This window comes from Catellatospora sp. NPDC049111 (genome assembly GCF_040648615.1).
In the GTDB taxonomy this organism is placed as follows: Bacteria; Actinomycetota; Actinomycetes; order Mycobacteriales; family Micromonosporaceae; genus Catellatospora; species Catellatospora aurea.
Window position 1 is genome coordinate 1 of record NZ_JBEZEB010000034.1, and the last position, 17,340, is coordinate 17,340.

15 protein-coding genes are annotated in these 17,340 nt (G+C 70.0%); 8 read left to right on the forward strand and 7 right to left on the reverse strand.

Annotated features, from left to right (window positions below; genetic code table 11):
* Window positions 1–52 precede the first annotated feature (52 nt).
* The 3 genes from AB0B66_RS32170 to AB0B66_RS32180 form a co-directional block, all read right to left on the reverse strand.
* Complete coding sequence (locus AB0B66_RS32170; protein ID WP_360537061.1) at window positions 53–2,452, reverse strand: discoidin domain-containing protein; 2,400 nt, start codon at window positions 2,450–2,452, stop codon at window positions 53–55.
* A gap of 244 nt (window positions 2,453–2,696) precedes the next feature.
* Window positions 2,697–3,770 (reverse strand): serine/threonine protein phosphatase, encoded by a 1,074-nt coding sequence (locus AB0B66_RS32175; protein WP_360537063.1) that lies wholly within the window; start codon window positions 3,768–3,770, stop codon window positions 2,697–2,699.
* 45 nt (window positions 3,771–3,815) lie between these two features.
* Window positions 3,816–4,025, reverse strand: coding sequence for a DNA-binding protein (locus AB0B66_RS32180; protein WP_360537065.1), 210 nt, complete (start codon window positions 4,023–4,025; stop codon window positions 3,816–3,818).
* 65 nt (window positions 4,026–4,090) lie between these two features.
* Here AB0B66_RS32180 and AB0B66_RS32185 point away from each other — a divergent pair, with 65 nt between their 5' ends.
* From AB0B66_RS32185 to AB0B66_RS32200, 4 genes are all read left to right on the forward strand, one after another.
* On the forward strand, window positions 4,091–5,089 hold the full coding sequence (locus AB0B66_RS32185) for a zinc-dependent alcohol dehydrogenase family protein (RefSeq protein WP_360537213.1): 999 nt from the start codon (window positions 4,091–4,093) through the stop codon (window positions 5,087–5,089).
* Between the two features lie 80 nt (window positions 5,090–5,169).
* Window positions 5,170–6,111 (forward strand): ABC transporter ATP-binding protein, encoded by a 942-nt coding sequence (locus tag AB0B66_RS32190; RefSeq protein ID WP_360537215.1) that lies wholly within the window; start codon window positions 5,170–5,172, stop codon window positions 6,109–6,111.
* Complete coding sequence (locus AB0B66_RS32195; protein ID WP_360537067.1) at window positions 6,111–6,899, forward strand: ABC transporter permease; 789 nt, start codon at window positions 6,111–6,113, stop codon at window positions 6,897–6,899. The genes AB0B66_RS32190 and AB0B66_RS32195 overlap by 1 nt, the downstream gene beginning before the upstream one ends.
* Window positions 6,896–7,666, forward strand: coding sequence for an ABC transporter permease (locus AB0B66_RS32200; protein ID WP_360537069.1), 771 nt, complete (start codon window positions 6,896–6,898; stop codon window positions 7,664–7,666). Before AB0B66_RS32195 ends, AB0B66_RS32200 begins: the two co-directional genes overlap by 4 nt.
* Before the next feature lie 280 nt (window positions 7,667–7,946).
* On the opposite strand, the gene AB0B66_RS32205 is transcribed toward AB0B66_RS32200, so the two are convergent.
* Window positions 7,947–8,420, reverse strand: a complete 474-nt coding sequence (locus AB0B66_RS32205) for a DIP1984 family protein (protein WP_360537071.1) — start codon at window positions 8,418–8,420, stop codon at window positions 7,947–7,949.
* A gap of 428 nt (window positions 8,421–8,848) precedes the next feature.
* Here AB0B66_RS32205 and AB0B66_RS32210 point away from each other — a divergent pair, with 428 nt between their 5' ends.
* Together AB0B66_RS32210 and AB0B66_RS32215 are read left to right on the forward strand one after the other, a co-directional pair.
* Window positions 8,849–11,098 carry a cellulose binding domain-containing protein gene (locus AB0B66_RS32210; RefSeq protein WP_360537073.1) on the forward strand — a complete coding sequence of 750 codons (2,250 nt, stop codon included), beginning with the start codon at window positions 8,849–8,851 and terminating at the stop codon, window positions 11,096–11,098.
* Between the two features lie 186 nt (window positions 11,099–11,284).
* Window positions 11,285–11,749 (forward strand): SMI1/KNR4 family protein, encoded by a 465-nt coding sequence (locus tag AB0B66_RS32215; RefSeq protein WP_360537075.1) that lies wholly within the window; start codon window positions 11,285–11,287, stop codon window positions 11,747–11,749.
* 254 nt (window positions 11,750–12,003) lie between these two features.
* On the opposite strand, the gene AB0B66_RS32220 is transcribed toward AB0B66_RS32215, so the two are convergent.
* Entirely contained in the window at window positions 12,004–12,516 is a 513-nt protein-coding gene (locus AB0B66_RS32220) for a hypothetical protein (protein ID WP_360537077.1), read from the reverse strand.
* A 609-nt stretch (window positions 12,517–13,125) separates the two neighbouring features.
* On the opposite strand from AB0B66_RS32220, the gene AB0B66_RS32225 reads away from it, so the two are divergent.
* Window positions 13,126–13,671 carry a hypothetical protein gene (locus AB0B66_RS32225; RefSeq protein WP_360537079.1) on the forward strand — a complete coding sequence of 182 codons (546 nt, stop codon included), beginning with the start codon at window positions 13,126–13,128 and terminating at the stop codon, window positions 13,669–13,671.
* Window positions 13,672–13,917: 246 nt separating this feature from the next.
* Here the strand turns inward: AB0B66_RS32225 and AB0B66_RS32230 are convergent, their stop codons facing one another.
* The gene (locus AB0B66_RS32230; protein ID WP_360537081.1) at window positions 13,918–15,147 is read right to left on the reverse strand and encodes an MFS transporter; all 1,230 of its coding nucleotides are present in this window, start codon (window positions 15,145–15,147) and stop codon (window positions 13,918–13,920) included.
* A gap of 284 nt (window positions 15,148–15,431) precedes the next feature.
* Between AB0B66_RS32230 and AB0B66_RS32235 the strand changes: the two genes are divergently transcribed.
* Complete coding sequence (locus AB0B66_RS32235; protein ID WP_360537083.1) at window positions 15,432–16,223, forward strand: hypothetical protein; 792 nt, start codon at window positions 15,432–15,434, stop codon at window positions 16,221–16,223.
* Between the two features lie 61 nt (window positions 16,224–16,284).
* Here the strand turns inward: AB0B66_RS32235 and AB0B66_RS32240 are convergent, their stop codons facing one another.
* Window positions 16,285–17,325: an MBL fold metallo-hydrolase gene (locus tag AB0B66_RS32240; protein ID WP_360537085.1), complete on the reverse strand. Its 1,041-nt coding sequence runs from the start codon at window positions 17,323–17,325 to the stop codon at window positions 16,285–16,287.
* Between the last annotated feature and the right edge of the window lie 15 nt (window positions 17,326–17,340).

The following is a 17,340-nucleotide window of genomic DNA, read 5'->3' on the forward strand; positions in this document are numbered from 1 at the left end:
GTCCGCGTCGGCGTCGCGGACCGCGGGCCGGTTCTCGACCCGCGGGGGCGGGTCAGCTCGCCCAGACCTCGAACTCGGAGAGCTGCCCGGCGGGCCAGCCGGTGTTGGCGGTGAAGTTCAGCCGCACGTACCGGGTGGAGGTCGCCGGGAAGGTGATGGTCACCGTGTTGCCCGAGGACGGGTTGAACGTGTACCCGGCCGAGTTCACGATGGTGCTGAACGTCGAGCCGTTGGCGCTGCCCTGCACGGACAGCGTCTGGGTGCGGCTGGCCCACGCCGACGGCGGCGGCAGCTTGAGCACGATGCGGCTGACCGTGGTCGCCGCGCCGAGGTCGACCTGCAGCCACTGCGGGAACGCGTTGTTGGCGCTCTCCCAGTACGAGTCGGCGTTGCCGTCGACGGTGTTGCCCGGCCCGTAGTTCTGGGTGTAGCTGCTGGCCTGGGTGGGCTTGTTGCGGGCCAGGTTGGACGCCGGGGCGGCGCTGGTCGTGGCGGTAGCCGTGTTCGACGGGGCCGAGGTGTTGCCGGCCGCGTCCTGGGCGGTGACCGTGAAGCTGTACGTCGTCGACGGGCTCAGCCCGGTCACCGTGTACGACGTCCCGGTCGCGCCCGCGACGACGTTGCCCGCCTGACGCACCTGGTAGCCGGTGACGCCGACGTTGTCCGTCGACGCCTGCCAGGACAGCGACACGCTGCTGCTGGTCTGCCCGGTGACGGTCAGGTTGCCCGGCGCGGTGGGGGCCTGGGTGTCGTTCTGCGGCGGCTGCGCGGTGCCGTACACCTCGAGGCCGGAGCACTGCGCCGCCGGCCAGCCGGTGTTCCCGCTGATGTTGAGCCGCACGTAGCGGGCCGTGGCCGCGGTGAAGTTCAGCGTGACGGTGTTGCCCACGGCCGGGTTGAACACCACCCCGGCGGAGTTGACCAGCGTGGCGAACGTGGAGCCGTTGGTGCTGCCCTGCACGGACAGCGTCTGGGTGCGGGTCTCCCAGCCCGCGGGCAGCTTCAGCACGATCCGGCTGACCGTGGCGGCCGCGCCGAGGTCGACCTGCAGCCACTGCGGGAACGCGTTGTTGACGCTCTCCCAGTACGTGGCCTGGTTGCCGTCGACCGCGTTGGCGGGCACGAAGCTGCCGTTGGTGCTGCTGGCCGAGGTGGGCTTGCCGCGCGCGAGGTCGGACTCGACGGGCGGCTGGCCGCCGACGACCGGCTGCGTCGGCCGGACCGCGGTGAGCGCGAGCTGGCCCTTGAGCATGCGGCCGCCGTCGGCGGTGATGCGCAGGTAGTAGTCCGACGAGCAGACGGTGCCGTCCTCGTCGAGGGTGACGATGCCGGAGTCGGTCGGCACCTGCGAGGCGTTCTCGGCGGTCTTGGCGATCTGGTTGCCCTCGTTGTACTCGTCGAACATGGACACGTACAGGCCCTGCGCGCCGACGCGGATCATGTTGTAGAGGTGCCGCCAGTAGAAGTCACCGTGGTAGCGGTGGTGCGAGGACAGGTCGCCGGGCATCACGCACGGCTGGTAGTCGATGCCCCGGTTGTTGCACTCGGCCTGGTCGGGGACGTTGACGTTGGTGTAGAACCAGTCCAGGCCGTTGACGTCGCCGGTGCGGCCGACCATCCACGGCGAGATCATGTTGAACGCCGTGTACACGTCGAAGAAGCCCGCGCGGGAGTCGTTGATCCCCTGCCGCCAGTAGGTGGGGACGCCGCCGATGACGTAGCAGCCCTGGGCCTTGAACCAGTTCAGGACCTCCAGGCAGGCCGCGGGCGCGAACGGGCGGCCCGGGTCGTTGAAGCCGAAGCCCCAGATGCACACGACCGGCTTGCCGTTCTGGCGGGCGTACGCCGGGGACGAGGTGTACGCCGACATCTTGGTGGTCCAGTCGGTCTTCAGCTCCGACTGCATGTTCGTCCAGTTGGTGACGTCGTACATGATGTAGAACTTGCGCCCGTAGGCCTCGGCCGCGGTGCGGACCTTGGCGGCCATCGCGTCGCGGGTCGGGCCCTCGCCGCCGAACGGGTTGAACCGCTGCAGCGCCGCGGTGTCGCAGCCGTGCTGCTGCATCCACTGGAAGTGCAGGTTCACCGTGGACTGGTCGTAGGACGAGAACAGCTTCGCGGGCTGGCCGCTGCCGAGGTTCGCGTACGCGGTCTGGTATTGGGCGGGGTAGTCGCGCATGTCCGGCCAGGACACGATCGCGTTGTTGCTCGGCGACGGCGGCTGGCCCCAATTGTTGCTCCAGTGCCACCAGCCGTTGATCGGGGCCCCGTCGCCGGTGCAGGCGAACCACCCCTGGTAGCCGACCGATATCTTGCCGACGACGTCGCCGGGCGGGCTGGCCGCCGCGGCCGGGGCCGCCGCCGTGAGCCCTCCGGCGATGGCGCCGCCTGTCGCGGCCAGCGCCGATCCGGACGCCACGGAGGTGACGAACCTCCGCCGGGATACTGCCATGACGCACTCCCTTCCTGCACAGCCGGAGGGTGGCGTGGCGCGGGAGCGTGGCACCCTCCGTCACCGGACATCGGATGTCCGGCAGCGAACGGCGGTGAGCGGGACCGCATCCCCGGGCGGGGATTGGCAAAACCCTATGCCCGTGTCCCGGGCACGGCAAGATGTCGACGGAAACAATTCCAAAACCGACTCGCAACATCACCGTTTGTAGCACCGTTGCGTGCAAGTGCTTGCACGATCGGAGTCATCGGGTCAGTGCGAGCGCCACCTCGGCGGCCGGGTACGGCGTGTCGAGCACGCCGCCGAACAGCTGCCAGTAGAAGTCGTTCATGATCGAGGCCACCGGCGCATGCCGGACGATCATGTCGGCGAGCTCCGGCACCACACCGTCCGGCCGCTTCCCGGCGGCGCACTCGCGGATGTAGGCGTTGCGCTCGGCGGGTCCGCCGTCACCGGGCACGGGCACGCCCACCACCCGGTGGACCAGCCAGTTCACCAGGGTCATCCGGACGTACCCGGCGTCGTGGTCAGCGTGGTGGGCCAGGAACGCCGATTCCTGTGGGGACAGCGCGAACCGGGACGACACCGCCAGCCCGAAGTCGGCGAAGTAGACGCGCCGGCCGTCGGTGAGCAGGTTGCGCAGGTGGGCGTCGAAGTGGTGCAGACCCTGCGCCCGCAGGAAGTCCACGCCGTCGACCATGCCCTGCTCCATCATCCGGCAGGCCGCGATCAGCTCCTCGCCACCGGCCGCCAGGGGCCCGGCCAGCCAGTCGCCGAGCTGGTGCGGGAGGTGCTCGAGGAACAGGACCAGGCTCGCCGAGGCCGCCGCCAGCGCCTCCAGCCGCTCGCGGACCGCCTGGTCGCCGCCCAGGAACGCGACCGTCACGTCGAGGTCGGCGTGCTCGGCGGGGACGGCCGGGGCGCCGGGCAGCACCCGCCAGTGGTACATCAGCGGGAAACCCGGGTTCCGGCCGGCCAGCACCCAGTTGGTGGCGAGGGTGTTCGCGGCCAGCTCGCGCCAGGCCCCGAAGCCGGGCGAGACGATGCCGTACTGGCAGTGCGTGGGCAGCCCGTGCAGGTTCGCGGTGGAGCGCACGTGCTCGGGGCGGCGCTCCAGGTCGGTCAGCGGGATGCGTTTGACGAACACGGCCGTCCCGCCCACGTCGAGCCGGGCCGTGACACCGCCGATGCCCACGCCGACCACTTCCGCCGCGGCCAGCCGGTCGGCGAGTTCGGCGTCGCTGAGCAGCGCGAGCGCGGCCGAGGCGGCGTAGTGGCGGGCCAGCCGCGCGCCGTACGCCAGGCCGTCGTCTCGCATGGTGGTCCTCCCCCGTCGTCGTGACGGGAGACTACCGGCAGATGATCATTCGCGCTCGTCGGCGAAGCCGAGCCCGCGCTCGGCGAGCGCCTCGCGCAGGATGCGGATGGCCTTCGGGCCGACCCCGTGCAGGTCGAGCAGGTCTTTCTTGGTCAGCTCGGAGATCGCGGACAGTGTGGTGTGACCCGCCAGGTCGAGGGCCCGGTTCGCCGGTGCGCTGATCTTCGGGATCTCGTCGCCCGCCGCTGTGCTCATGGCACCGATCGTAGATCAGGGCCCCGACATGGCCTGGTCCGGCGATGATGGAGGGTGTGGAGACCATGGCCGCGTGGGAGGTCGCCGCGCCGGGGCCGATCGCGACGCGCCCGCTGCGGGCGGTGCGCCGGCCGGTGCCCGAGCCGGGCGCGGGCGAGCTGCTGGTACGCGTACGCGCCTGCGCGGTGTGCCGCACCGACCTGCACGTCGCGGAGGGCGACCTGCCGCCGCACCGCAGCCCGGTGGTCCCCGGCCACCAGGTCGTCGGCGAAGTCGTCGCGCTCGGCGACGCCGTCACCGGCTGGGCGGCCGGCGAGCGCGCGGGCATCGCCTGGCTGCGCCACACCGACCAGACCTGCGTGTACTGCCGCCGCGGCCAGGAGAACCTGTGCCCGGCCTCCCGCTACACCGGCTGGGACGCCGACGGCGGCTACGCCGAGTACGCCACCGTGCCCGCCGACTACGCCTACCGGCTGCCGGAGGGTTACGACGACGCGCATCTCGCGCCGCTGCTGTGCGCGGGCATCATCGGTCACCGGGCGCTGCGCCGGGCGGAGCTGCCGCCCGGCGGCACGCTGGGCATCTACGGCTTCGGTTCGTCGGCGCACCTGACCACGCAGGTCGCGATCGCCCAGGGCGCGACGGTGTACGTGATGACCCGCTCGCCCGCCGCGCGCGAGCTGGGCCTGAGCCTGGGCGCGGTATGGGCGGGCGGCGCGGACGAGCCGCCGCCCGTGCCGCTGGATGCGGCGATCCTGTTCGCGCCGGTCGGCGACCTGGTGCCACCGGCACTGTCCGCCCTGGACCGGGGCGGGACGCTGGCGATCGCGGGCATCCATCTCACCGACATCCCGGTGCTGAACTACGAGCGGCACCTGTTCGAGGAGCGGCAGCTGCGCAGCGTCGCCGCGAACACCCGCGACGACGGGCGCGAGTTCCTGGCCCTGGCGGCGGCACACCCGCTGGCGGTGAGCGTGACGCCGTACCCGCTGGACCGGGCCGATGCGGCGCTCGCGGATCTGGCGGGCGACCGGGTCGAGGGCGCGGCGGTGCTCATACCGTGAAGTATGAATTTTGCTTGAGCATGTAAATTTCTTGCACATTTCGCATCACATTTTCTACGCTGCTGCCTGTGTCAGACGTGATCGCAGAAGCCACGGGGCTCGTCAAGACCTACCCGCCGCGGGACAAACGTTCCTCCCCCTTCACCGCCGTCGACGGCATCGACTTCGCGCTCCAGCGGGGAGAGGCCTTCGGCTTCCTCGGCCCCAACGGCGCCGGCAAGTCCTCCACCATGCGGATGATCGCCTGCGTCTCCCCGCCCACCGCGGGCACGCTGCGCGTGCTCGGCCTGGACCCGGCCACCGACGGCCGCCGCATCCGCGCCCGGCTCGGCGTCGTGCCGCAGGACGACGCGCTCGACAGCGAACTCAGCGTGCGCGAGAACCTGCTCATCTACGGCCGCTACTTCGGACTGCCCACCCGCCTCATCGACGAGCGGGCCACCCAGCTGCTGGACTTCGCGCAGCTGTCCGACAAGGCCGGCGAGCGCGTCGAAGCGCTGTCGGGTGGCATGCGCCGCCGCCTCACCATCGCCCGCTCGCTGATCAACGAGCCTGAGCTGCTGCTGCTCGACGAGCCCACCACCGGGCTCGACCCGCAGGCCCGGCACGTGCTGTGGGACCGGCTGTTCCGGCTCAAGCAACAGGGCGTGACCCTGGTGCTGACCACCCACTACATGGACGAGGCCGAGCAGTTGTGCGACCGGCTCGTGGTGATGGACGGCGGGAAGATCGTCGCCCACGGCTCCCCCGCCGAGCTGATCGCCAAGCACGCCACCCGCGAGGTCCTCGAACTGCGCTTCGGCATCGGCGAGCAGGCCGCCGCCCTCGACAAGCTGCGCCAGTCGGTGACCGGCGACCGGATCGAGGAGCTGCCCGACCGGCTGCTGTGGTACACCGCCGAGGGTGACGCCGCGCTGTCCGCCGCGCACGCCCTCGGCCTGACCCCGCTGACCGCGCTGGTGCGCCGGGCGAGCCTGGAGGACGTGTTCCTCGCCCTCACCGGCCGGACGCTGGTCGACTGATGACGACCGCCACCAAGTCGCCGGGCATGGCCCTGCGCTTCTACCGCTACTGCTGGCTGCACTACCGGCGCAACTGGAAGGGCACCATCGTCATCAGCGTGGCCAACCCGCTGCTGTTCCTGGTCGCCATCGGCGCCGGGCTGGGCGCCGTGGTCGGCTCGCACGTCGACGCCCTGGGCGGTGTCAGCTACCTGGCGTTCTTCGCCCCCGGCATGCTGGCCGCCGCGTCCATGCAGAACGGCATGATCGAGTCCGCGTTCCCGGTCAGCTACCAGCGCATGCCCGGCCGGGCGTACCCGGTCGCCGTGTCCACGCCGCTGGAGCCGGTCGACGTGCTGCACGGGCACGCGCTGTTCATGGCCGTGAAGATCGCCATCGGCGCGGCCGCGTTCTGTGCGGTGATGTTCATGTTCGGGGTCGCCGCGTCGCCGCTGGCCGTGCTGGCGCTGCCCGCCGCGGTGCTCACCGGGTTCGCGTTCGCGATGCCGGTCGCCGCCTGGGCGGTCACCCTGCCCGACGTACGGCCCGTGCAGACCCTGTTCAAGTGGGTGGTCATGCCGCTGTACCTGTTCTCGGGCACCTTCTTCGCCACCACCCAGCTGCCCGAGGCCGTGCAGCACCTGGTCGCGCTCACCCCGCTGTGGCACGGCGTCGAGCTGTGCCGCACGCTCACCCTCGGCACCGCGACCTGGGCCGGGAGCCTCACCCACACCGCGTACCTGGCCGCCCTGGCGCTCGCCGGCTACCTCGTGGCCCGGCGCACCTACCACCGCAACCTGCACCCGTGAAGGGACCCCTGATGCCCGCAGCGCACCTGATCGTCCTGCGGCACCTGTGGGTGCTGCGCAAAGGGCGGCCGTGGAACCTCGCCGTCAACGGCGTCTTCGAGCCGTTCCTCTACCTGATGTCGATCGGCGTCGGCATCGGACAGCTCATCGACGGCGACGGCGGCGCGATCGCCTACGCCGCGTACGTCGCCCCGGCGCTGCTGGCCACCTCGGCCATGAACAGCGCCATCAGCGAGACCACCGGCTCGGTCTGGTGGCGGCTGCGGTTCGAGAAGTTCTACGACGCCATCGTCACCACCCCGCTGACCGTCCGCGACATCGCGCACGGCGAGATCGCCGCGTCGGTGCTGCGCAGCACCCTGTCCGCGGCCTGCTTCCTGCTCGTGATCACCGGGTTCGGCATGGTCCACTCGTGGTGGGCGCTGCTGGCCCTGCCCGCGTGCGTGCTGGTCGCGTACGCCTTCTCGGCGGCGGGCATGGCCGCGATCACCGTCATCCGCGAGTTCCACCACCAGCAGTACCTGCAGCTGGTCATGCTCCCGATGTTCCTGTTCGCGACCACGTTCTACCCGCTGTCGGTCTACCCGCAGGTGCTGCAACCCGTCGTCGCCGCCCTGCCCCTCTACCAGAGCATCGAACTGCTGCGCGGCCTCACCACCGGCGACCTGCACCCCGGCATGCTCGTCGCCGTCGGCTACCTGCTCGCCATGGCCGCCCTGGGCTCCTGGCTCGCCACCCGCCGCCTGTCCCGCATGCTGTTGCCTTGAGAGCAAGGAAGGGCACCTTCACAACGCTCCGCGTTGTAGAAGGTGCCCTTCCTAACCTGGGTGAGGTGCGTGCCCCGAGCCCGCCCTCGCCGTCACGGATCTGCACGCGGTGGTGTGCTGTTCCCTGTGCGCCATCACATGTGTGCCGTGGGGGCATACGTGGTGACCGGGGAGTTGAACCCCCGCGCTGCCCTTCGCGCGCCGGAGAAAGTGGACCGGAACCGCCGGTCCGCGGTAGTGCACGCCTCCGCGACGGCTACCTGCTTCACCTCCCCAGGAGTCAGTCGACGAGGTCGGCCTCCCAGTTGGCGCGCTGGATGTCCACGTCCACCTCGCGGATGTCACGGGCGAGCCGGTCGGCCTGGGCGCGCAGCTCGGCCACCGACAGCGCGGTGAGCATCTTCAGTTCGGAGCGCAGCTGGCGTACGGCCATGCCGCGCTGGTCACGGCCCGCGGCGGCGTCGGCCGCGGCGGTGATCACCGAGTGCCGCATCCGCAGCACGTCGCGGCGGGCCAGCGCCTCGGTCAGCGTGAGCCCGCCCGCCGTGCTCACGGTGGCGTTGGTGCGGTTGATCCGGCTGATCAGCGTCTCCAGCTCGGTCAGCACCTCACCGGACTCGGCCAGCAGCGCCGCCGCGTCCTCGGCCGGCTCCTCGCCCTCCTGGTAGCGGGCGCTGCCGACGATCCGGGCGCGCAGCTGCTCCACCCGGCGTACGGCGTCGGCACGCAGCGCCAGCGCTTCGGCAAGCTTCACCGTGGTACCTCCCCGTGTGATCAAGATGGCGAGGTTAGCGCAGGTGACGCACCCGGTGCACGTCGCTTTCCGGGCCGCGACCGGATCACGCGACCATCACCGCAGGCCACGGCCTCGAGGTGATGGGAAGGGCACCTTGCACAACGCATGGCGATGGGAAGGTGCCCTTCCTTCGGGCTGGGCGGTGGGTGGGGGGTGGCTTGTGAGGAGGCATCGACAGGTCTAACATCCTTGCCGGGAGCAGGGCACGCTACCGCGTTATGGGCGAAACGGATGCACCGGGCATGCATCCACGCCAGGCCGGTCGACTCCGTCCTCCACCGCACGGGCCGTGACACACCGCGCCCGCGGACGGAACCCCGCCTGGACCAGGCCCCGATCTCCGTGCCGGGCGTCGCCCCGGTCCACCCATCCTCGGGAGAGGCATCATGCCCACTCGTACCCGACGGCGGCTCGCGGTGCTCACCGCCGCCACCGTCACCGTCCTGACCGCGGGCGTCGTGACCGCGGTCAGCGCCCAGGCGGCCGCGGGCTGCCGCGTCGACTACGCCGTCACCAACCAGTGGGGCGGCGGCTTCGGCGCCAACGTCACCATCACCAACCTCGGCGACCCCGTCACCAACTGGACCTTGACCTGGTCCTTCACCGCCGGGCAGGCCGTCACGCAGCTCTGGAACGGCAGCTTCACCCAGTCCGGCGCGAACGTGTCGGTCACCGACGCCGGCTACAACGGCCCCATCGCCACCAACGCGAGCACCGCGTTCGGGTTCAACGCCTCCTGGAACAACACGTCCAATCCGGCCCCGGCGAGCTTCGCGCTCAACGGCACCACCTGCACCGGCGCACCCGCGCCGACCTCGGCCGCGCCGTCGGCGTCACCGCCCGCGTCGCCTTCGGCGTCACCGTCCGCGCCCGCCTCGCCGAGCCCGTCGCCGTCCGGCCCGCCGCCGTCGGGGGCCAAGCAGATGGAGGACCTGAACCGGGGCCTGGTCAGCGTCCGCTCCGGCAGCGCCAACCTGGTCTCCTGGCGGCTGCTGGGCACCGAGTCCTACAGCACGGGCTTCAACGTGTACCGCGGCGGCACGAAGGTGAACTCCTCGCCGATCACGAACTCGACCAACTACCTGGACAGCGGGGCCGCCGCCGACGCGTCGTACACGGTGCGCGCCGTCCTGAACGGCACCGAGCAGGCAGCCTCGGAGTCGTCGCTGCGCTTCACCGGCGGCAACTACCTCGACGTGCCGATCTCCGCTCCCGCGAGCGGCTACTCCGCCAACGACGCCTCCGTCGGCGACCTCGACGGCGACGGCCAGTACGAGATCGTGCTCAAGTGGGACCCCGACAACGCCAAGGACAACTCCCAGTCCGGCGTCACCGGCAACGTCTACGTCGACGCGTACCGGCTCAACGGCAGCCGCATGTGGCGCATCGACCTGGGCCGCAACATCCGGGCCGGGGCGCACTACACCCAGTTCCAGGTGTACGACTACGACGGCGACGGCCGCGCCGAGGTCGCCATGAAGACCGCCGACGCGACCCGCGACGGCGTCGGCACCGTGATCGGCAACGCGAGCGCCGACTACCGCAACTCCAGCGGCTACATCCTGTCCGGGCCGGAATACCTCACCATGTTCAACGGCCTGAACGGCGCGGCCCTGTCCACGGTGAACTACGAACCGGCTCGCGGCACCGTCTCGTCCTGGGGCGACAGCTACGGCAACCGCGTCGACCGTTTCCTCGCCGGCACGGCCTACCTCGACGGCACCCGGCCATCGCTGATCATGTCGCGGGGCTACTACACCCGTACCGTCATCGTGGCCTGGGACTTCCGCAACGGCTCGCTGACCCGGCGCTGGACGTTCGACTCCAACAGCGCCGGCAGCGCGTACGCCGGGCAGGGCAACCACCAGCTGTCCGTCGGCGACGTGGACGCCGACGGCCGCGACGAGATCATCTTCGGCGCGATGACCATCAACGACAACGGCTCCCCGCTGTGGAACACCGGCCGCGGCCACGGCGACGCCCTGCACGTCGGCGACCTGGTCCCCGGCCGAGCAGGGCTGGAGGTCTTCAAGGTCAGCGAGTCGACCAGCCAGCCCGGCTCCTGGCTCGCCGACGCGCGTACCGGCCAGGTTCTGTGGTCCACCGCCTCCGGCGCGGACAACGGCCGCGGCGTGGCCGGGGACATCTGGGCCGGCAGCCCCGGCGCGGAAGCCTGGTCGGCATCCGACACCACCCTGCGCAACACCGCCAACGGCGCGTCCCTCGGCCGCGAGCCCAGCTCGATCAACTTCCTGGTCTGGTGGGACGGCGACCCGGTCCGGGAACTTCTCGACCAGACCCGCATCGACAAGTACGGCACCGGCGGCGACACCCGCCTGCTCACCGCCGGCGGCGTCGCCTCCAACAACGGCACCAAGGCGACCCCGGCCCTGTCCGGCGACCTGTTCGGCGACTGGCGCGAGGAGGTCATCTGGCGCACCAGCGACAACACCGCCCTGCGCATCTACGCCACCACCAACACCACCGACCGTCGCATCCACACCCTGATGCACGACCCGATGTACCGCGTCGCCATCGCCTGGCAGAACACGGCCTACAACCAGCCGCCCCACCCGAGCTTCTTCATCGGCGACGGCATGACCACCCCACCCTCCCCCAACATCTATGTGAGGTGATCTCCCTGAAGGCCTGATCATGGCGGCAGGCCGTCGCCAGGCCGTCAGGGCCGTTCTCGCCGAACATGTCATCAATGGCACGGCGGGTACGGTCCTAACTGCCCGGCATCGCGACGTTTCGGCACCAACTGTCGTGCGGAAGCCTCGGTCCGATTCGCGGGCGCGAACTTGGCTAACCTGGCGTCCATGGAGTTCGAGCAGTTCGACCCGCTCGTTGAGCCCTTGCGCGCTCGTGCGACGAAGTTCGACGAGGAGGAGTTCCGGCTGATCGAGGCCCGGACCGCGTCATCGGACGAAGTCGCCGACGCGGAGCGGGCACTTGGCGCGACGCTGCCGACCCAATACAAGACGTTCATGGCAAGGTATGGCGGCGGCATGTTCGGCTTCATCGACTTGCTGCCCGTGCGGGCGGGCAGGTCTCGGAACGATACCGACAACATCGTCTCCGTAAGCCGGGCCGAGTTCCCCGTCGGCTCTGCCGTCGCCCTGGCACCGGTGGGTACGGGAGACTTCTGGGGCTTCCCGGTGGAGAACGGTCAGTGTCGCGGCGAAGTCTGGTTCTACTACCACGACGTAGGCGAACCGACCCGTGTCGCCGAGGACTTTCTGGAGTTCGTCGCGAGGTACGGCGTCCGGGCCGATCTCACCTAGCCGACGCAGCGCGTACGACTGGCGCTGCGTCTGTCGCACGTCTACGGGCATCACTCTGTCGCACATCACCCGGTACCTGACAGCGCGGCGGCTCCAGGGAGCTCAGCAGTGCCGCCGACCGCCGGCGATTGGCAGAGGCGGAAGAAGAAGTAGCCGCCCGGCCTACTGGAAGAGCTCGAGATGCGGGACTGGTCACTGACGGGAGGACGTGCGATCTGAGGCAGGCAGACTCTACAAGCGATCAAACACGCGCATTAGCCCAGCACCGCAAAATTCTTCAGCACTGGATACCATGCAATGAAGAGGAGATTGCCGACTGCAATGATCAAAGCATATTTTCCAGCCAGAAGGTACTTGCGTGCGCATTCGGGGTAATAGGTCCGCAGGTATTGCGCAAGAGGGCGTTCCGGGCCAGGCAAGGCCCCGGGCTCGGCGGCCTGGCGGTCGTCGTTCCATTTTGCAGTGTCCAAGTGCCATAGCGACGCACGATAACGCTCGTAAGACTTAGCAATACAGATGCCCGCGACCGTAATGCAGGTTAGCAATAAAGCACGAAACGCATACGGCACGCCGTCGTAGATATCGTTCGCTGCCGTACTCAGCGACGCGACGGCAAATGCTGAGGCAATGACGCCCAAGGAGCCTGCGTGGTTCCTTTTGCGCTCCAAGCGGTCCTTTCGCCGCGCGTAGTCGTCCTCTTGCCACTTATCGGTCGGCGATGTCATTGAGCCAAGCCCGCCACCAGAGGAGACCTTGATATATTTCATCGTCAGAGAAGAGTGGCTCCCCATGTTCCATCCGAGCCATGGTTGCCACCGTAGCAATTTCAGCAAAGTACGTGATTGTGATAGGACCGACACTGCGTCGTTCGAGCGCTTGGAGGATTTGTCGTTGCAGATTTTCTAGTTCGGATGAAAAACCGGGGTCTCGAACGTAGTAAACGTTGCGAGCCCGTACTCTTCCTTGATCAATTCCGAGCCAAACTTCTTCCGGATAGTGGGCTGGAATACCCGCAGTCATAGTTCCTACCTCCGCGATCCGTTTCGAGTTTGCCACAAAAGGACATGCACCGACCAGATTCGCGCAAATCCTCTCCAAACACGAGGCACATGGAGAGAAACCCGAGTGGCCATCAGCCACTCCTCTGCCAACCGGGCGGCGGTTCGGTCCACGCGGGTACGACATCCCGGCACGCCGGGTACTACGCACCGTCGCGGCAAGCGTGCACGGAGAGTGACAGCACGCTGGCGACGAGACCGGCGGGGCGCTGCCCCGCCACGCGGCCCGCACTCGGAAAGCAGCCCCAGCCGATCGGTCCGCATCCCGGACCGTACGCGGGAACGCCAACCTCGCAACGATCGTTCCTATTGTGTCCCATGATCGACGCGCCGCCGACTCAGTCCCCGGCCAAGAGCAGCCTGCGGAAGACCCGTATCAAGGTGACGCTATACCTCGCGCTCGTCACCGGGACTGCCGTGGTCTGCGGGCCTTTCCTGCTGCGCAGTCCTCACGACGTGACGGGCCCGGTCAGGTCTGCCATGACCGGGCGGCCCGCGGCCGCCACACCAGAACCGACGACCGTCAAGGAGACCGATCCCACCGGCGCTGGAGCGACTGAGCGGGCGAAGGCCGCCGCCCTCGTCTATCTCGACGAGCTTAGGGCCGATCACCTCCACAGTGCCTACGGCCGGCAGTGTGCCAAATTGCATGCCCGGTTCAGCGAGTCCGATTACATCGCCATCCAGGCCGCCCAGCAATTCGGCCGGCGAATCCACAGCTACACGGTCGTGAAGACCGACCTCATGCAGCGTGATGGCAGCACGGCCGCCGACGTCACGCTCCGCGTGACCGATCCGGTGAACCCTCGGCCGTTCACCCTCCACCTGGTGGTGGAGGCCGGCGAATGGAAAGTGTGCGAGTAGCAGTCGATCGCGTATTCCGAAGGGTGCGGAGGCCGCGCCAGGCAGCGCGGCCTCCGCGCATCCGCACGTCAGGCGGATCGATCAGATCTTGGTGTAGAAGCGCTGGGTCTGGCTCTCGTCGACCCCGTAGGTACCGATCTTTGCGTCGTAGCGTCCGATCTTGACCTCGACGGTGTTCATAACGTCCTCACCCGGCATGTTGACGCTGAACACCGGCCAGGGGCGGTCGAGATACCCACACGCCTTTCACACGCCATCCGGCAGCCGCCCGCCGTCGCCCTGCTCGACCAGGGCATCCGCTGCACCGAGTGCACGGTCCGGCTGCACTCGGAACAGCGGCGTGCACAGCGCGGTCGCCGCGGTGGCCGTGCACAGCGCGCCCGCCGCGATCAGGGTCGCCGACGAGCCGTAGCCCGCGGCCGCGGCCGTCAGCGCCGCCGCGCCCAGCGGGGTCAGGGCGGAGTGCAGGGTCCAGAACGCCGAGGTGACCCGGCCGAGCAGCGGCGCCGGGGTCACCTCCTGCCGCAGCGACATCGACGCGATACCGGCCACGGCGCTGCAGCCGAGCACAGCCGTCGCGGCGGCGGCCACCACGGGAACCCGGCCGGCCAGCCCGATCCCGGCCATGGCGACGCCGCACAGCGCCCACGCCCCGGTCCACGTCGGCGCGAAGCCGTACCGCCGCCGCAGCCGGGTCACCGCGACCGACCCCAGCAGCGTGCCCACGATGCCGACCGCGAGCACGTAGCCGACGGTGCCGTCGCTCTGGCCGAGGTCGTGTTTCAGCCGGTAGATCACCACGTCCGTGAGGCCGAAGGTGAGGCTGCTCAGGACGGTCAGCAGCACCGTCATCGGGCGCAGGGTCGGATGCCGCGCGATGAACCGCGCCCCGGCCAGCAGCACGTCCATCGGCCGCTCACTCTCGGCCGGGTCCGCAGGCGCGCCGACGGGGCGCAGGCGGAGCAGGACCAGCACGGCAGCGGACACCGCGAAGGTGGCCGCGTCGACCGCGATCGCCGTGGTCGGGCCGAACCGGCCGGAGAGCAGACCGGCCAGGGCCGGGCCGACCAGGTATGCCGTGGAGGACGCCGCGAACAGCCGGCTGTTGGCGCGGGTGATCTCGTCGGCGGGCACCAGGCTGGGCACGACGGTCACGTGCGCCACCCGGAACACCATGCCGAAGGCACTGGCCAGGGGCAGCACCAGGTAGAGCAACCAGGGCCGCGGCCCGGCGAGCCAGACCAGCGGAATGCTCCCGTACAGCAGCAGTCTCGCCAGGTCGCACCCGACGAGCAGGCGTCTGCGATCGAACCGGTCCACGACGACGCCGGCGAACACGCCGGTGACCAGCGTCGCCGCGCCGCCGAGCGCGGTGACCACGCCCATCTGGGCGACCGAGCCGGTGGCGTGCAGGACGAGCAGCGGGATCGCGACGTACGAGAACGAGTCGCCGAGCGCGGACAGGGTCTGTGCCACCAGCAGCGGCCACAGCCCGCGCCGGGGCGCGGGCGGAGTGTTCGCCTCTGTCCCTGTCAGCGCGCCCTCCCCCGCCGGTCCGTCGCCGTCAAAGTACCCGAGGACTGCACCGGGTCCGGGCGGTGCTGTAGGCACGCCCACGGCACCGCCCGGACCACTCGATGAACCCGCTTCGGCGCATGAGGACAAATGTGGCATATACACCGCATGTCGCAATCACTCCATTACATACCGTCACGTTACGGTGACCGGGCTCTGACAACCGACATCCACGAGGAGTGCGCGTGAAGACTCGCATCGGTAAGCGCCGCTGGCTGACGGCGCTGCTGGCGGTGCCGCTGGTCGCCGTCATCGCCGCGGTCACCCCCGGATCGGCGTCCGCGGAGGGCGACGGCGACGGCGGGAACCGGGACCACTGGGGTGTGATCACCCGCAACACGATCGGCTCCCCCGTCGCCGACCTGCGCAACGGACCGTTCGGCTCGTTCGGCGTGACGGGCCCCCAGGCGCGGCCGCCGTACGGCCAGGGCAGCCTCGGCATCGAGGTGGCTGTCGTCCCGGGCACGACTCCGTTCGTCGAGAAGGTCGACTTCGGCAACGAGGTCGACTTCTTCGGCAAGCCGGTGTCCGGGCTGACCCGGGTCGGCTTCCACGTGTTCCAGACCGGCGAGAACGTCTCGTACGGCGGCGCGGCGAACCTGCCCAACATCAGGTTCGAGATCGACCCGAACCTGGCCTCGAACGCGACGACCTACTCCACGCTGGTATGGGTGCCGGCCGCGCTGACGACGCCGACGAACCAGTGGAGCCCGTTCATCGACGCGACCCAGAACGGCACCTGGTTCCTCACCGGCGCCGCGGGCACGGTGACCGGCTGCAACCTGACCACCCAGTGCTCCTTCGCCGACGTCAAGACCAGGCTCGACGCCGACGGCGGCGACCCGGCGACCATCTACACCGCAGCGGTGGGCAAGGGCCGCGACTTCATGTGGATCGGCGCCGTCGACGGTCTGCGGATCAACGAGACCCTGTACGACTTCGAGCCGTCGGGCGTCAAGACGCGCCGGACTCGCTGACCGGAGCGCACGAGGCGGCCCGGCCAAACGTCCGACAGGACGCGGCCGGGCCGCCTCGGTTTCAGGAGGACAGCGCCTGCCACCAGGGGTCGAGAGCAGGCGGGGCGGTGACGTCGACCCGCTCGCCGGGGCGGGGCACGGCGAGGTTGACGTCGCAGGCCTTGGCTTCGGCCCAGAGCCGGTCGACGGGTTCGGCCCACGGGTGCAGAGCCAGGTTGAAGGTGGCCCAGTGCACCGGGATCAGCAGGTCGCCGCGCAGGTCGAGGTGGGCGGCGACCGCCTCCTCGGGGAACATGTGGATCTCGGGCCAGCCCTTGTCGTACGCGCCGATCTGCATCAGCGTGGCGTCGAACGGGCCGTGGCGCTCGCCGATCGCGGCGTAGCCGTCGAAGTAGCCGGAGTCGCCGGTGTAGAAGACGCGGCGCTGCTCGCCCGCGATGACCCAGGAGCTCCACAGGGTGCCGTTGCGGCGCAGGGTGCGGCCGGAGAAGTGGCGGGCCTCGGTCGCGGTCAGGGTCAGGCCCGCGACGTCGGCGCTCTCCTCCCAGTCCAGCTCGATGATCCGGTGGTCGGGCACGCCCCAGCGTTCCAGGTGCGCGCCCACCCCGAGCGGCACCAGGAACGGGGCCTGCTGGCTGCGGGTCAGCGCCTGCACGGTGGGCATGTCGAGGTGGTCGTAGTGGTCGTGCGAGATGACGATCGCGTCGATACGCGGCAGGTCGGCCAGCGCCACCGGCATCGGGTGCAGCCGCTTCGGGCCGATCCCGGGAGTCGGCGAGCACCGGTCGCTCCACACCGGGTCGAGCAGCACCCGCGCGCCCTCGATCTCGACGAGCACGGTGGCGTGGCCGTACCAAGTCAGGTGCAGCCCGTCGGCGGACGTCGCGGCCTCGCCGGTGACCAGGGGCACCGGGGCGCTGGGGCGGCGGCGCTCGCCGCCGGTGAGGAACTCGCGCACGCTGGGGCGGCTCTCGCCGCCGACCATGGTGCGGGTGGGCGTGCTGTTGCGGAAGGAGCCGTCGCGGAAGTGCGGCGACCGGCGCACCCGCTCGGCGCGGGCTCCGCTGGGGGTCGCGCCCAGTGCGGCGAGGATGGCGGGCATGTCGGTGTCCTTAGT